General features: G+C 61.2%; 11 protein-coding genes. 9 read left to right on the top strand and 2 right to left on the bottom strand.

Annotation, left to right across the window (positions count from 1 at the left end):
- Positions 1 to 51 precede the first annotated feature (51 nt).
- Together ACSAMM_RS09055 and ACSAMM_RS09050 are read right to left on the bottom strand one after the other, a co-directional pair.
- Complete coding sequence (locus tag ACSAMM_RS09055; protein WP_457791122.1) at positions 52 to 1,053, bottom strand: glycosyl hydrolase; 1,002 nt, start codon at positions 1,051 to 1,053, stop codon at positions 52 to 54.
- Between the two features lie 12 nt (positions 1,054 to 1,065).
- Positions 1,066 to 3,363: a hypothetical protein gene (locus tag ACSAMM_RS09050; RefSeq protein WP_457791121.1), complete on the bottom strand. Its 2,298-nt coding sequence runs from the start codon at positions 3,361 to 3,363 to the stop codon at positions 1,066 to 1,068.
- 4 nt (positions 3,364 to 3,367) lie between these two features.
- Between ACSAMM_RS09050 and ACSAMM_RS09045 the strand changes: the two genes are divergently transcribed.
- From ACSAMM_RS09045 to ACSAMM_RS09005, 9 genes are all read left to right on the top strand, one after another.
- Complete coding sequence (locus ACSAMM_RS09045) at positions 3,368 to 5,107, top strand: hypothetical protein (RefSeq protein ID WP_457791120.1); 1,740 nt, start codon at positions 3,368 to 3,370, stop codon at positions 5,105 to 5,107.
- A 179-nt stretch (positions 5,108 to 5,286) separates the two neighbouring features.
- Positions 5,287 to 6,282 (top strand): spore photoproduct lyase family protein, encoded by a 996-nt coding sequence (locus ACSAMM_RS09040; protein WP_457791119.1) that lies wholly within the window; start codon positions 5,287 to 5,289, stop codon positions 6,280 to 6,282.
- A 169-nt stretch (positions 6,283 to 6,451) separates the two neighbouring features.
- The gene (recJ, locus tag ACSAMM_RS09035) at positions 6,452 to 8,485 is read left to right on the top strand and encodes a single-stranded-DNA-specific exonuclease RecJ (protein ID WP_457791118.1); all 2,034 of its coding nucleotides are present in this window, start codon (positions 6,452 to 6,454) and stop codon (positions 8,483 to 8,485) included.
- 58 nt (positions 8,486 to 8,543) lie between these two features.
- Positions 8,544 to 10,748 carry a RelA/SpoT family protein gene (locus tag ACSAMM_RS09030; protein WP_457791117.1) on the top strand — a complete coding sequence of 735 codons (2,205 nt, stop codon included), beginning with the start codon at positions 8,544 to 8,546 and terminating at the stop codon, positions 10,746 to 10,748.
- A 19-nt stretch (positions 10,749 to 10,767) separates the two neighbouring features.
- Positions 10,768 to 11,289 carry a GNAT family N-acetyltransferase gene (locus tag ACSAMM_RS09025; protein WP_457791116.1) on the top strand — a complete coding sequence of 174 codons (522 nt, stop codon included), beginning with the start codon at positions 10,768 to 10,770 and terminating at the stop codon, positions 11,287 to 11,289.
- Positions 11,290 to 11,742 (top strand): D-aminoacyl-tRNA deacylase, encoded by a 453-nt coding sequence (dtd, locus tag ACSAMM_RS09020; RefSeq protein ID WP_457791115.1) that lies wholly within the window; start codon positions 11,290 to 11,292, stop codon positions 11,740 to 11,742.
- 13 nt (positions 11,743 to 11,755) lie between these two features.
- The gene (locus tag ACSAMM_RS09015) at positions 11,756 to 12,388 is read left to right on the top strand and encodes an MBL fold metallo-hydrolase (protein ID WP_457791114.1); all 633 of its coding nucleotides are present in this window, start codon (positions 11,756 to 11,758) and stop codon (positions 12,386 to 12,388) included.
- A 31-nt stretch (positions 12,389 to 12,419) separates the two neighbouring features.
- A complete protein-coding gene (hemZ, locus tag ACSAMM_RS09010) occupies positions 12,420 to 13,904 on the top strand; it encodes a coproporphyrinogen dehydrogenase HemZ (RefSeq protein WP_457791113.1) in 1,485 nt (494 codons plus the stop codon).
- A 225-nt stretch (positions 13,905 to 14,129) separates the two neighbouring features.
- Complete coding sequence (locus ACSAMM_RS09005; RefSeq protein WP_178721427.1) at positions 14,130 to 15,083, top strand: nucleoside kinase; 954 nt, start codon at positions 14,130 to 14,132, stop codon at positions 15,081 to 15,083.
- Positions 15,084 to 15,146: the final 63 nt, after the last annotated feature.

Genomic DNA, 15,146 nt, shown 5'->3' with positions numbered 1-15,146 from the left:
GAGAGGCGCCGGCTGCTGTATAAGCAGCCGGCGCCTCTGTGCTATTTTCGATTAGTCCAGCCAGGACCAATGGGGCAGGTCGTCCAGATTTTTCACATAGGGGTGATGATAGACGTGCCGGAGCATGGAGACATCGGTATAGGTTTCCTGGTAAACCAGGCGGCCGTCCGCCTCCCGCCTGAAAACAAAATCCCCCCACCACACACACCACCATAGCCAGGGGACGCCGTCGGCCAGCAAAACGTCGGGGTCGCACAGACAGCCGTTCTCACTCAGGGCGATCATGCGATCGGGGCCCACGCAGCGGGCACATAAGTCAAACCGATCCTTATGAGACGAGTAGATGCGCTCGCCGGGATAGATATCCTCGCCGCCGATATCCACGGTGTTTTTGTCCACCATCCATTCCGGCGACTGGCCGTTCCACACCCAGATAAGGTTTCCGCACTGATAGACGTCCTCCAATTGGTGAAACAGGAGATCCCACAGCTTTTTATAGGGGTGCGCGCCTTTGGCACCCCACCAGAACCATTGGCCGCTGGCTTCATGTAGAGGACGCCACAAAATCGGGACGCCTGCCTGCTCCAGGCGCTTTATCTGGGCGGCAATGTTTCGGATATGGCGCAGAATGATGCGGTTTTCTTTGGTCCCTTCCTGCAGCGCACGGGTAACATCGAAGGAGGTTTGGGACTGGAACTCGGTGCGATCGGAATAAAAGGCGGCGCCGGTAAACGCGGAACCGTTCTCGTCCGCCTGCGGGTCCGTCGGCACCATCCAGTGCCAGCAGAATGTGACGATTCCTCCCTGCTTATGCCAACGGATGGCGTCCGTGACCTGGTGGTCATCACCGAGGCCCTCCTCCAGGCCGAGAAAATCATAGCCGCGCAGGGCGGCCAGCTTGCCGGTTTCCTGATAGACGGTTTGGGCCTCATAACCCTCCGGGCCGTACATCTGCTGGCCGCTGAGAATCCCATGGCCGTAAAGGGTGCGCAGATAGGCATACAGCTCCCGCACAGCTTCGTTGGCGTGGCGGGAGACCAAAGTGTCGTGCATAAAGGTGCCTCCTTACTGATAGAGCTTGACCGGACCGATCAGCCCAGTGGGATCCTGCGGGAAGAATTTGTCAAAGGGATTGCTGTGTTCGGCTTTAACCAGGGTGTTGATCACTTCGATGACCAGATGATTATCGCGCTGGCGCAGCAAATCGGCCGGTATGGCGTAACGATAGGGCGGGCAGATACGGGTGGCCAGCTTTTGCTCGTTGAGAAACACTGTGGCGGTTTCATAGACATCCCCCAAATCCAGCAGGGCGACCTGGCCGGGCGCGGCGTCGAACGTCGCCGTGTACCGGATGGTTCCGGAAAAATCCGGAAGCTTATCGGGAGCGGCCAGGTTAACCAGCCGGGTATAGGGCAGGGGGCGAAAATCCGGATAGGTCTCCGCCGCGGCGATTTCCCAGCAATCCGGCAGGGTGCGCGCCGACTGGAAATCGGAAGGAACTATTTTTTTCTGCAGGTTGGCCGGCAGCTTGTCGCTAAATATCAGGCATATGCTTTCATAGGGCTGCAGCGTCCAGTGAAAGCGGCAGTGTCCGCCGCTGCGCTGCTGTTCCACGCTGTAGGCGGTATCTTCCATGGGATCGTAGGCGAACACGGGCAGCGGAAGCCGCACGGACATGGAACAGGCGGCTTCGTGCTGGGTGCTTTGATTGATCAGCAGATAGAAATGCGTCCCCTCTTTTTCATAGTGGGTGCAGAGAACGTCGGGATTATAGTCGGATAAGAGAAAGTCACAGGCCCCCGCGGCGGCCATGGCGGCCACCAATTGCTCATACGCCACAATGGAACAGGAACTGTAGTCCACCTGGCCGCCGTCGTAGCATCGCTGCGGGAACCCCCTCATGAAGTAAACCGGGAGGCCCTGACCGGCCAAGGCGGTGATTTTGGCCGCCACCGGATAGGGAAGCTGCTGGGCGTAGGGAACGACCAGGGCGGCATAGGTTTCCTCCCCGACCCGCAGGGCGCGCTTGCACAGCGAGCAGTTTTGCTCATCCAGCAGGCTGTCGCCAGGCAGGACATCGCAGTCAATTTGGCACTGCATCAGCGCTTTTACCACTTTTTCGAAGGGATCGCAACCGTTGGGGCCGCTGCCCCATTCCGCCTCCGCGTGATACAGGACGGCAACCGAGGCGTGATGGCGGGCATCCCGAAGCAGACGGCAGAGCCGATTGGCGTACGCCGCCCAGACGGAGAAAGCGGGCCATTGAGGATTGCGGCCATGGGCGTAGAAATGCGGCGGGCAATCCCAGTCGGGGAAGGGCGCGGGATCAAAGGCATGCGGGATGATCCCGTTGATTCCACGGACCGCCAGGGCATCGGTGATCCATTTCATCAGGCGCAGGCCCTCCGACCAGCCGTAGGCGCCGAACGCCTCGCAAACGGCCACGCCGCCTTTCTTGGGATCCAGATGGGCGGCCGAGGAGGCCATTTTGGCCAGGCCCCAATGATTGAAATCGCAGTCATAAACGTTAAAGAGCGTGGTATAGCTGCCACTGGTTTGCTCTGGGTACAGATTGCAGACCACGTCGATGCCGGCCGCGTCCAGCCCCTCCATGGCGCGGAAAAAGTGGCCGGCGCCAAAGCCGAGACGGGCGTGGGCCCCGTTTTCCTCCACCACATGCCCGATGAGCTTGACGCCGTGGGCGCGGCACCAGTCACCCAGCTGACCGGTAAAGCAAGAGGCGAACAAGCGGCTGACCTCATCCATGTAGTGATACCGCACATCCGCGGAAACGTCCCCCGCCTCATACCACAGGCAGGGGAGGAGACGGGCAAAATCCCCGCCGCCAACCTTAGCAAGACGTTCCTCCAACTCGCGGCTGTAGGGGATCGGCATGCCCGGCTGCCCCAGGCAGCAGGCATAGCCGCCAATATTGCCGAAGCGAGGCTCATCGGTGAAAAAGCCTGCGATAACCTTGCCAAAGGCCTGAGAAAAGCGGGCGTAATGCGCTTCATAGACCAATTCCTTATACCGGGCGACGGCCTGCGTATCAATGGGGTTGACATGGCCGCTGGTGTGCTCCTCCAGTCCGTGAGGGGAGAGAGCCAGTATGTAAATCCGCCATTCGCCGCCGGGCAGATCCCAATAGAGCCGGCCGGCGACAACCTGGTCGGTGAGATCCCGCAGGGTGTCGGCGCGCAGCGCGTTGCGGCGGCCGATCCTCTGCGCCGCCAAAACCCGGTAGAGCGTCTCCCCCTCCTGCAGAAAGTCTTCCACCAAAAAAGAGGAGCCGTACCGGGGACCGGTGGCGTCGATATGGTACTCGCGCCAATAGGTTTTCAGGCATTCCGGGTAGCTGTACAACTGTATGCGGGATATTCTTAATAACCATCGCGATTTTGAATTGGCCGATGAACAGACCATTGCCGCCCATGGCCGGGTAGAGCAGGAAAACGGCCATCCTGTTTTCCGGGTGGGCTATCAGACCTATCGGCTGGTGGTGCTTCCGGAAATTTATACGCTGGATATTGTCACCCTGCGGCTGTTGGAAAAATTCTCCCAGGCGGGCGGTACGATTATCAGCGCCGGCGCTCTGCCGGAGCGGGTGGACGGCGCCGTGCCCACCCCGGGTTCGGAGGAGGAACGGCTGCTTGCCGTTCTGCGTGCGGCTTGTGTCCCGGGCAAGCCCTATGAAACCCTGATGCCGGCGGTGGAACGCGCGGTAAAGAGCGAGGTTTCCATCCGCAATGAAAAGCAAGAGGAAGCCAGCAATATCTTTATCCGTCGGATGAACGCGGACGCGAACTGTCAGGTGATTTTTGCCACCAACTACGATGAACACATGCGCACCGACGCGGAGATTTCGATTGACGGGGACAAGGATCTGTATTGCATGGACACCGATACCGGGCTTATCTGGTCCATCGATTCCGTCCGGAAAAACGACGCTACCTCCTTTACCTATCGGTTCCCCCCGTTCGGCTCGTTCATGCTGCTGGTCACGCCGGCGGGCGTTAAGCCCGAGGCGCTTCAGGTGGCCGGTGTGTACAATAACAAGCTGAACATGCTGGACAGCTCCAACACCACGCCGGTGGTCTCTCTGGGAGAGGAAATGGCCTATACCTGCCATCAGCCCAATTCCATCACCCTGGACACCTGCGAATATGCGCTGGGAGACGATGAAGCCTACACGGAGCCTCTTCCTGTCTTGGATCTGCATCAGCAGCTTCAGCGTCAGGGCAAAATCGTAAAGGTGCGGCAGCGGTTCCATTTCCGCGTGGCGGAAGGGGCCGATATTCGCCAGATGACCAATCTGCAGCTGGTGGTGGAGGACGCGGAAAACTTCCGCTACATCCTGAACGGCCGCCCCTACAACTTTGTGGACACCGGCTTCTGGCGGGACGTCTGTATGCGCACCAGTTCAATCGACGGGCTGGTTCAGGCGGGCGATAACGTACTGGAGCTGGAGACCACCTACCATCCGGCCATCGATGCCAACGAGCGGGGAGAATTCCTGTCCAACGAGCTGGAAAGCATTTACATCATCGGCGATTTTGGCATAACCAGCCCCAAAGGCTATACACGGCCGGACGATCGGATGGTTTTCTGCGACGGCGCGTTCGAACTCACCAATCTGCCCCAAACGATGCGGGCCGCGGACATGGTCACGCAGGGCTTGACCTTCTATGCCGGCAATGTTACCTTCCATAAAACCGTCCGGCTGGAGAATGTGCGGGCCGCCGTGGCCTCCGGCAAGCGCTTCGCGCTGAATCCCGGAGAAAAGCCGCATGCCATTCTCTTCGGTGTAACGGTGAACGGCCAAAGCGTGCGCGATGTTGCCTGGGCGCCCTATATGGTGGATATCACCGATTATCTAACCGACGGAGATAACGACATTGAGGTCTGCCTGTACGGAAGCTGCCGCAACGCTTTCGGTCCTCACCATCATGTTCTGGGAGAACCGGCCGGCGTCGGTCCCTCCAGCTTTGAGAGAGAAAAGGGCTGGATCGAGGACTTCCTGGAGGATTCCAACATCTGGCGGGATCGGTATTGCTTCGTTCCCTATGGACTTCGCGGCCCCCTGGAAATTGTGTCCTATGAGGGATAACAGCAGACAAGAAAAGACTTTCATAATTCAATGACAAATACCTCGCCCTGGATCGCCTTGAAAAAGGCCTGGGGCGAGGTATTGTTATAAATATGAGCTGAAAACGAGATGGCTTTGTGCCTTGGGCGGGTAGTACGCGCCGGCCGGCGCATACTAGAGCGGAAAGGATGTGATCCGCTTTGCGGTTTGACGCCGTCTATTATGAGCCGGACAGCCTGCATTACCCGCTGGGAAAGCAGCTTAAGGAGCAGTATGGAGATCTGCCCTGGTTCCCTATCGAAAATCACAACCGGATTGAGGAGATGCAGCAGCAGCCCAACAGCCGGTTCGCGCAGTTGAAGCGGCACCTGGTCGTGGGGGTGCGCAAGACGCATAAATATGTGGAAAATTTTAAAATTTCCGATTATCTGGTGCCCTATACCTCCTCGGGGTGCACGGCCATGTGCCTGTATTGCTATCTGGTGTGTCACTACAACAAATGCGCGTATCTGCGGCTGTTTGTCAACCGGGAGCAGATGCTCGACCGGCTGATCGCCGCCTCCCAAAAAGCGCCGCGGCCCATGACCTATGAAATCGGCAGCAACAGCGACTTGGTGCTGGAAAATCAGGTGACCGGCAATCTGACGTGGACGATCCCGGCTTTTGCAGAAAAGGGACGGGGCTTCTTGACCTTTCCCACTAAGTTTGCCGACGTGGGGCCGCTGCTCGGCCTGCGGCACGAGGGGAAAACCATTTTCCGCATGAGCGTCAATCCGCAGCCGGTCATCAGTCACATTGAACTGGGAACCGCGCCGCTGGAGCAGCGGGTGGAAGCTCTCAACCAAATGCGGCGGGCGGGGTATCCCTGCGGCATCCTCATCGCGCCGGTGATCCTGACGGATGGGTGGGAAGCGCCATATGGCGAGCTCATCGAGTATCTGGCCGACACGCTGGAGCCGGAAACCAAGCGAGGGCTGACGGTGGAAATTATCCTGATGACCTACAGCTATGTCCATCGTGCCATCAACAGCGAGGCGTTTCCGCAAGCCCCCGATCTGTACGATAAAGAGCGCATGACGGTACGGGGGCGCGGCAAATACGGCTATCGGAACGAGGAAAGGAAACGGGCTGAGGCGTTCTTGCGGGCGCAGCTGGCGGACAAACTGAGCGAAGCCACCATCGTCTATGTCTGTTAGCCGCCGCGCCGTATGTATCGGCGCGGCGGCTGTCCCGTACGCGAAAACAGGGGATCGCCTGGAAGATTTGCAACAACGTGTTGAATATTGGGCAAAAAAATGGTAGAATACAATATTATGTATATGGCACAAAGCCGTGGAGAGGAACGGGGCGAGAGGGATTATGAGCGTGAAACGATGGACCGTAGCGCAGCCGGACGGCGATTTGGCGGCAAATCTGGCGGAAGAATGTGAGATTCATCCCTTTCTGGCCCTGCTGCTGACCACGCGGGGCGTCACCAACCTGGAAGAGGCCACCGATTTCCTGGTCAATGGGGAGATCGGGGACGACGTGTTCGCCTTTGCCGATATGGACGCGGCGGTGGAACGCATTCAAAGGGCCATCGACAGCTACGAGCGGATCGCGGTGTTCGGCGATTACGACGCCGACGGCGTGACCGCCACGGCGCTGCTGTACGACTTCCTGGCCAAGCGGGAAGCGGATGTGGTGTACTACATCCCGCAGCGAGAGGGTGAGGGCTACGGTCTGCACCGGGATTCGGTGGAAAAGCTCAAGGAGATGGGCGCCAAACTGCTGGTAACGGTGGACAACGGCATCGCCGCGTTGGAGGAGGCCGCCTACGCGGCGGAGCTGGGGATGGACGTGGTCATCACCGACCATCATCAGCCGCAGGAAGCCCTGCCGCAGGCGGTGGCGGTGGTGGATCCTCACCGGTCGGACTGCGGCAGCGCCTGCAAGGACTACGCCGGGGTGGGTGTGGCCTTCAAGCTGATTTGCGCGCTGGACGGTGACGCCGACCAGATGATGGAGGAATACGGCGATTTGGTGGCGCTGGGCACCCTGGCGGACGTGATGCAGCTGCGGGGGGAAAACCGCACGCTGGTGCGCCGAGGGCTGCAGGTGATGAACGAGCGCCGGCGGCCGGGACTGGCCAAGCTGATGGAGGTCGCGGGGGTGGGAGACAAGCGGGTGACCGCTTCCACAGCGGTGTTCACCCTGGCCCCCCGGATTAATGCGGCGGGCCGGATGGGCAGCCCCGAAACGGCGGCCAGGCTGCTGCTGACCGCCGATGGGGAGGAGGCCGCGGCGCTGGCGGAGGACATCCAGCAGCTCAACGTCGAGCGGCAGGCGGCGGAGGCGGCGATACTCGGCGAGGTGCTGGAACGCCTGAAGCAGCAGCCGGAACGGCTGGCGGCGCGGATTTTGGTGCTGGAAGGGGACAACTGGCATCCGGGCGTGGTGGGGATCATCGCCTCTCGTCTGATGGAAAGATTCGGCAAGCCCTGCATCGTGCTGTCGGTGCAGGACGGGGTGGCCAAGGGCTCGGGACGCAGCCTGCCCGGCTTCTCCCTGTTCGACGCGCTGACGGCCTGCAAAGAGGTGCTGACCGCCTACGGCGGGCATTCGCTGGCGGCGGGGGTGACGCTGGAGGCGGCGCGGATCGACGAATTCCGCGAAGCCGTCAACGCCTACGCGACGGCGGTGTGCCCCCGGATGCCGGTGCCGGAGCTGCACGTGGATTTCCGCATGCGGCCGTCCCAAATCGATGTGGAGAAGCTGGATCTGCTGGCGGCGCTGGAGCCCTGCGGAACGGGAAATCCCGCGCCGGTCTTCGGCCTGTTCCAGATGCGGCTGGACAATATTGTGCCGGTGGGCGGGGGCAAGCACCTGCGGCTGTCCCTGTCCCGGGAGGGGACGGCTGTGGCGGCCATGAAGTTTCACACCACGCCGGCGGATTTCCCCGTGCCCTGCGGAGAAACGCTGAATCTGGCGGTCACGCTGGAACGCAACGAATACCGCGGGACGGTATCCCCCTCCATCATCATCAAGGACGTGCGCTTTGCCGACACTCGGCAGGAGGAACTGCTGGAGGCGCTGGACAATTACGGCCGGGTCTGCCGGAGGGAGAAGCTGGGCGAGGGGGTCGAAGCCCTGCCCACCCGAGAAGGGATGAGCCGGGTCTACCGGCTGCTGCGGGCGGCCGGCAGGTGGAGCGGCACCCTGGAGCAGCTCCATCGTGCGGCGGGCGCGCAGACGCTGAATTACCTGCAGCTGCGGCTGGCGCTGGACGTGTTCCGGCAGGCAGGGCTTATCGACCTGGAAGATTTGGGAGACCGGCTGCATATCGCCGTCCGCCCGGCCGAGGGGAAGGCGGACTTGAACGCCACCCCCTTGATGCAATACCTGCAGAGCGGTACATAATCGACGACGACGCCCTTTCGGACGCGTCGCGTCTCTCCGGAAAGGGCAGGAAACCTGTATGAATCAGCAAATGGGCGCGGATTTGACGGTCGACGAGGTGGTCGTCGAGCTGAAACGGCGCATTATGAAAAGCGAAAAGCCGTACGATTTGGACGCGGTGGATCGGGCCATCCAGCTGGCCTGCAAGGCCCATGAGGGGCAGAAGCGATCGTCGGGGGAGGATTATGTTTGTCATCCCCTGCTGGTGGCCTGCATCCTGGTGGATTTGGGGATGGACAGCGAGACCATCGTGGCCTCCATCCTCCACGATGTGGTGGAGGATACCCCGGTGGAGCTGGCGGATGTGCAAAAGCAGTTCGGCGCCGATGTGGCCGCCCTGGTGGACGGGGTGACCAAGCTGAACAAAATCCCCTTTTCCACCAAGGAGGAGCAGCAGGCGGAGAATGTGCGCAAGATGCTGCTGGCCATGGCGCAGGACATCCGGGTCATCATCATCAAGCTGGCCGATCGGCTGCACAACATGCGCACCATCGGCGCCCGGCCGCCGCAGAAGCAGCGGGACAAGGCCAAGGAAACCATGGACATTTTCGCCCCGCTGGCCCACCGGCTGGGCATCCGCGCCGTCAAGGAGGAGCTGGAAGATTTGTCCCTGCGCATCCTGGATGGGGTGGCCTACCGGGAGATCGAGGACGCCCTCGCCCTGCGGGAGGGGGAGCGCAACGAGTTCCTCAACAGCATCCAGGATCGTATTAAAGAGCGGCTGGCGGAGTTTGATATGCACCCGTATGTGGCGGGGCGGATCAAAAGTATCACCGGCATCTACCGGAAAATGTTCATGCAGGGCAAATCCTTTGACGAAATTTACGATATTTACGCGGTGCGGGTGATTGTGGACACGGTCAACGACTGCTACAATGTGTTGGGCATCATCCACGACATGTTCCGCCCGCTGCCCAACCGCTTCAAGGACTACATTTCCACCCCGAAATCCAACATGTATCAGTCCCTGCACACCACGGTTATCAGCAAGGAAAAAATCCCCTTCGAGGTGCAGATCCGCACCTGGGAGATGCATTACACGGCAGAATACGGCATCGCGGCCCACTGGAAATACAAGCTGGGCATCCAGCGCAAGGATAAGCTGGAGGAACGGCTGGCTTGGGTGCGGCAGTTCATCGAGAACCAGAAGGACGTGGACGACGCCGAGGATATCGTGCGCAGCATCAAGACCGATTTGTCCAGTGACGACGTGTTCGTCTTCACGCCGAAGGGGGACGTGATCACCCTGCCAGTGGGGGCCACGGTGATCGATTTCGCCTATGCCATCCATTCCGCCGTGGGCAACCGGATGGTGGGGGCCAAGGTGGACGGACGGATCGTCCCTCTGGATTACCAGGTGAAGACCGGGGAAATCGTGGAGGTTCTTACCACCTCCGCACCGGGCAGGGGACCCAGCCGCGACTGGCTGAATATCGTCAAAACCGGGGAGGCCCGCAACAAAATCCGCGCCTGGTTCAAAAACGAGCGGCGGGAGGAAAATATTCAGCAGGGCAAAGCCGATCTGGAGCGGGAGCTCACCCGCAACTACATCCGCCTGCCCGAGGACAAGATGGAGGAGTTCCTCCTGGCCCAGAGCAAAAAGCAGCACTGCGCCACGCTGGACGATTTCTACGCCGCCATCGGCTACGGCGGGGTGCTGCTGTCCCGGATTATTCCCCGGATGAAAGAGGATTACCAGAAGCTGGCCAAGGTGGAGGAACCCGTTCACCCGGAACAGCTGATTACCGCCCCCCGCAAGCACCACAACAACGGGGGCGTCATTATCGATGGGATGGACAACTGCCTGGTGAAGTTCGCCCGGTGCTGCAACCCGGTGCCGGGGGATCCGATCATCGGCTTCATCACCCGGGGCTACGGGGTGTCCATCCACAAGCGGGACTGCATCAACGTGCCCCGCAACGTGACAGAGGCGGCCGAGCCCGATCGCTGGGTGCATGTCCACTGGGAGGAAAGCGTCCGGCAGGAGTTCAAAGCCACCCTGCACCTGACGGCGCGCAATCGGCACGCCCTGCTGGCGGATGTGACCACTCAGCTGGCCTCCATGCACGTGATGATCCACGCCATCAACGCCCGGGAGCCGCAGGACGGCTATGCCTCCATGAGCCTGACGGTGGGGGTCAACGGCCTCGATCATCTGCAAAGCGTCATCAACCGCCTGCTGAAAATCCCCGGCGTGGAGCAGGTGGATCGCAGCAGGGTGTAAGCCCCGCGGGAGGAACGATATGGACTGGGTAGTGGAATCGCAGCGTTTGGGCCTTCGTCCCATGACGGAGGACGACTTTGACAGCCTGTGCGTTTTCCTGCAGGATGCGGAGGTCATGGCCGCCTGGGAGCACGCCTTTTCCGACGACGAGGTGCGGGCGTGGATAGCGGAAAACCGCCGCCGGTACGCGGCGGGGGAGCCCAGCTATTATGTCGCCGTGGAGAAGGCGACCGGCGGGATTGTGGGGGCCATGGGGCCGCTTATCGAGACGATCGGTGACGAGCGCCACATGGGCGTCGCGTATATACTGGCCAAGGCCCACTGGGGCCGGGGATTGGCCGCGGAAGGGGCGGGCGCCTGCATGGCCTACGCTTTTTCCAGCCTGGGGGCCCGCCGGGTCATTGCGGAAATCCGGCCGGAAAACCGTCGATCCCGCCGGGTGGCGGAACGGCTGGGCATGCAGGTGACCGGCGAATTCGTCAAGCGGTATCACGGCAAGGATATGCTCCATTTGATTTACAGCCGGGAAAGGACTGTCTAGATGAAAGCGGTTTATCAGCGGGTGTCGTCCGCCTCGGTGACGGTGGACGGCCAGACGGTCGCGTCCATTGGCCCGGGGGTGCTGCTGCTGGTGGGCGTGACCGTGGAGGACACGCCGCGCCAGGCGGCGCTGCTGGCTCGCAAGGTGGCGGAGATGCGGCTGTTCACCGATGAACACGACAAGTTTCAGTATGCGGTGCGGGACACGGGCGGCAGCGTGCTGGCCGTGTCCCAGTTTACCTTATGCGCCAATACCCGCCATGGACGGCGGCCGGATTTTTTGGAGGCGGCTCGGCCGGAAAAGGCTCTGCCGCTGTTCGAGGAGCTGGTGGATCAACTGCGCAAAGCGGGGATTGCCGATGTGCAGACCGGCCGGTTCGGCGCGGATATGCAGGTGTCCCTGGTTAACGACGGGCCGGTAACGGTTACGCTGGACACGGATGTGTGGGGCTGAGGAGGAAGCATTCATGGAGATACGTACGCTGCCAGTGGGGCAGCTGGATACCAACTGTTATATCGTCTGGGAAGCGGACGGGCAGGCGGTGGTCATCGATCCGGGCGCGCAGGCGGGGCGGATTTTGGACGAGGCGGATGCCGCAGGCGTGCGGGTGCGGGCCGTGCTGCTCACCCACGTGCACTTTGATCACATCCTGGCGGCCCGGGAAATCATGAACGCCACGGGCGCCGAGCTGCTGGTTCCCGCGGGGGACGAGCCGGCGCTGACCTCACCGGCCCGTAGCCTGCTGGCCATGTTCCTGCCGGGCTGCCGGTATGATTTGCAGGCGGATCGTCTGCTGGCCGACGGCGACACGGTGACGGTGGGCGGGCTGACCCTGACGGTGATGCACACGCCCGGCCACACGCCGGGCAGCAGCTGCTACATCGGGGACGGGGTGATTTTCTCCGGGGACACCCTGTTTGCCGGGGGCGCCGGCCGCACCGATTTTCCCGGCGGAGACGAGGCGGCGCTGCGCCGCTCCCTCAAACGCCTGGCGGCCTTGGAAGGGGATTACCGGGTTTTTCCCGGCCATGAGGAGAGCACCACGCTCCAGAGGGAGCGGCTGGAAAACCCGTATGTCAACGGCTTTTTTGAGGAATAACACGCAGGACGGGACGGAATGAGGGCTGACCATGACATTATGGCTGCGCGGGCATGGGTACCGCTTTGAAATGGAGAATATCTGCCGGCTCTTTCTGCCCCAGGAAAAAATCCGGGCGGTGGAGGAGAGACCGGAGGAGACCGAGGGCGTGACGGCCGAAACCGGCTTGGAACGGGGTGAAACCGCCACACGCATTGTCTGCCGGCTGCGGCTGGACGATTTCGACGAGACGCTCGTTGCCGAAGTAGATAATACCCGCGCAGACTATCGGGACGCCTGCGAGCTTCAGATGGCGACGCTGTTGTATCAGCTGTTTGTGCGGCTGTTCGGGTACGCCCAGGCGTGGGGGATTGTCACCGGCGTGAGGCCGGTGAAGCTGCTGCGCCGCCTGATTCTGCAGGACGGCGAAGAGGCCGCCCTGCGGTATTTCCGCGAGGCGCTGCTGGTGGACGAGAAGAAGACCGCGCTCTGCCGGGAGACCCTGTCCCAGGAGAACCAGATTCTCGATCTGTCCCGGCCGGACAGCTTCAGCCTGTATATATCCATCCCCTTCTGCCCCACCCGCTGCGATTATTGCTCCTTTGTGTCCCAGACCGTGGAAAAGGCAAAACGCCTGGTGCCCCGGTATGTGGAGCTGCTGGCGCAGGAAATCGCCCGCACCGGGGAGATTGCTAGGGCGCTGGGCCTGCGGCTGGAGACGGTGTATTTCGGCGGCGGAACCCCTACCACCCTGTCGGCCGAGCAGCTGACGACGCTGTTCCGGGCGGTGGAAAGCAGCTTTGATTTCTCCCATTTGCGGGAGTACACAGTGGAGGCCGGGCGGCCGGACACCGTGACCATGGACAAGCTGCGCGCCATCCGGGCGGCCGGAGCGACCCGGGTGAGCATCAACCCGCAGACCCTGCGGGACGACGTGCTGCAGGCGATCGGCCGCCGCCATACGGTGGCCCAATTCCTGGAGGCCTTCGATATGGCCTGCCGCTGCGGGCTGGATAATATCAACACCGATCTCATCGCCGGGCTTCCGGGCGACGACTATGAAGGATTCACTCAGACGCTGGAAGGGATACTCCGGCTGGATCCGGAAAGCGTGACGGTCCATACTCTGTCCATGAAGCGGGCCTCCAACCTGGTCATTCACCGGCGGGCGGATTACCGGGTGAAGGACGACGCGGTGCGGATGGTGGGGCTGACCGCCGACCGGCTTCCGCGGGCGGGATACCGGCCCTATTATCTCTATCGGCAGAGCCGTACGGTGGGCAATCAGGAGAACGTCGGCTGGGCCAAGCCCAGCCGGGAGGGCCTGTACAACGTCTATATCATGGACGAAACCCACACCATCCTGGGGTGCGGCGCGGGGGCGGTGACCAAGCTCAAACAGTTCGGCACCGAGTACCTGGAGCGGATATTCAATTATAAATTCCCGTATGAGTATATCGATCGGTTTGAGGAAATGCTGCGGCGAAAAGAAGGGATCGCCGCGTTTTATGAGCAGTATATGCCGTCCATCCGTTAGGTAAGCGATGCGTAAGGCCCCCGCTCCTTTTGGCCGACAGAAAATTGTGGCAACGTACAAGTAACCCGTCGCGGCGCCGGGAAAACGGGCATACTATGCGGTAGAACCGGTTTTGGAATAGTTTCGGCTTTCGCCGCATTGTATAGAAGAAGCGCCCGGACGGACCGGGCCGGGGTTACAGGTGGAGAGAAGGCCGCCCGCGGGCGGCGGACTTAGGTGATTCATATGATCATGAAAAGAGCCATTCATAAACGGGTGCTGCTGCTGGAGGATATCAACAAGCAGGCAGCGGTGGACGCCGCCGCCTTCATCCGCCGGGAAAACCGCCGGTATTTCAGCGATTTGGAGGCCGTAGTGCGGGAGCTGGCCACCGGCATGCGGGATCGGTGCCTGGTGCTGCTGTCCGGGCCCTCCTCCTCGGGAAAGACCACCACCGCCCTGCTGCTGCGGGATCAGCTGCGGGATTTCGGGATAGACGCCCACACGGTGTCCCTCGATGATTTTTATCGGGGGCGGGAGCAGGCGCCCCGCCTGCCCAACGGCAGCTTCGACTACGAGTCCCCCGAAGCGCTCAACCTAGGGCAGCTCCAGACCTGTATGCGCTCCTTGATTAAGGACGGGCGCGCCGACCTTCCTCGGTTCGATTTCACGGTCGGACGGCCCTCCAAGGAGACCAAGGAACTGAAGCTCGCCCATGATTCGGTGGTGATTTTCGAAGGGATTCACGCCCTGAACCCGGTGTTTGAGCAGCATCTGCCGCAGGAAAATATTTTTAAGGTGTTCGTCAACACCATCTCGCCGATTTATGAGCAGGAGGGCAAGCTGATGGCCCGGCGGGATATCCGTCTGGTGCGGCGGCTGCTGCGGGATTTCCGGTTCCGCAACTCGTCGGTGGAAAATACGCTGGATATGTGGCCCCAGGTGATGCGGGGAGAAAATCTGTACCTGTTTCCCTACGTAGACACGGTGGATATCCTCATCGACACCACCCACGCCTATGAGCCCTGCGTGTTTGCGGGCGAGCTGCTGCCTCTGCTCCACCAGGTGGCGGAGGATAACCCGTATATCGAGACGGTGCGCCGGCTGATCCCCATTCTGGAGCGATTCGCCCCCTTGGCGGCGGAGGACGTGCCGAAGGAGACCCTGCTCCGGGAATTCCTGGGCGGCGGGCTGTACTGATTTTTCGGTTCAAAGTTTGTTCGCATATTCTTAAGAGATCCTTCACCTGGCCTTCTGTTGAAA

It is taken from the genome of Anaeromassilibacillus sp. SJQ-5, assembly GCF_054108045.1.
Note: the sequence above shows the minus strand (reverse complement) of the source record. Positions and strands in the feature narration are given on the sequence as shown.

Excerpts from the sequence above, each read along its gene's own strand:
- ACSAMM_RS09055 (WP_457791122.1), bottom strand. The coding sequence starts at position 1,053 with ATGCACGACACTTTGGTCTCCCGCCACGCCAACGAAGCTGTGCGGGAG.
- ACSAMM_RS09045 (WP_457791120.1), top strand. The coding sequence starts at position 3,368 with ATGCGGGATATTCTTAATAACCATCGCGATTTTGAATTGGCCGATGAA.
- ACSAMM_RS09030 (WP_457791117.1), top strand. The coding sequence starts at position 8,544 with ATGAATCAGCAAATGGGCGCGGATTTGACGGTCGACGAGGTGGTCGTC.
- ACSAMM_RS09025 (WP_457791116.1), top strand. The coding sequence starts at position 10,768 with ATGGACTGGGTAGTGGAATCGCAGCGTTTGGGCCTTCGTCCCATGACG.
- dtd (WP_457791115.1), top strand. The coding sequence starts at position 11,290 with ATGAAAGCGGTTTATCAGCGGGTGTCGTCCGCCTCGGTGACGGTGGAC.
- ACSAMM_RS09015 (WP_457791114.1), top strand. The coding sequence starts at position 11,756 with ATGGAGATACGTACGCTGCCAGTGGGGCAGCTGGATACCAACTGTTAT.
- hemZ (WP_457791113.1), top strand. The coding sequence starts at position 12,420 with ATGACATTATGGCTGCGCGGGCATGGGTACCGCTTTGAAATGGAGAAT.
- ACSAMM_RS09005 (WP_178721427.1), top strand. The coding sequence starts at position 14,130 with ATGATCATGAAAAGAGCCATTCATAAACGGGTGCTGCTGCTGGAGGAT.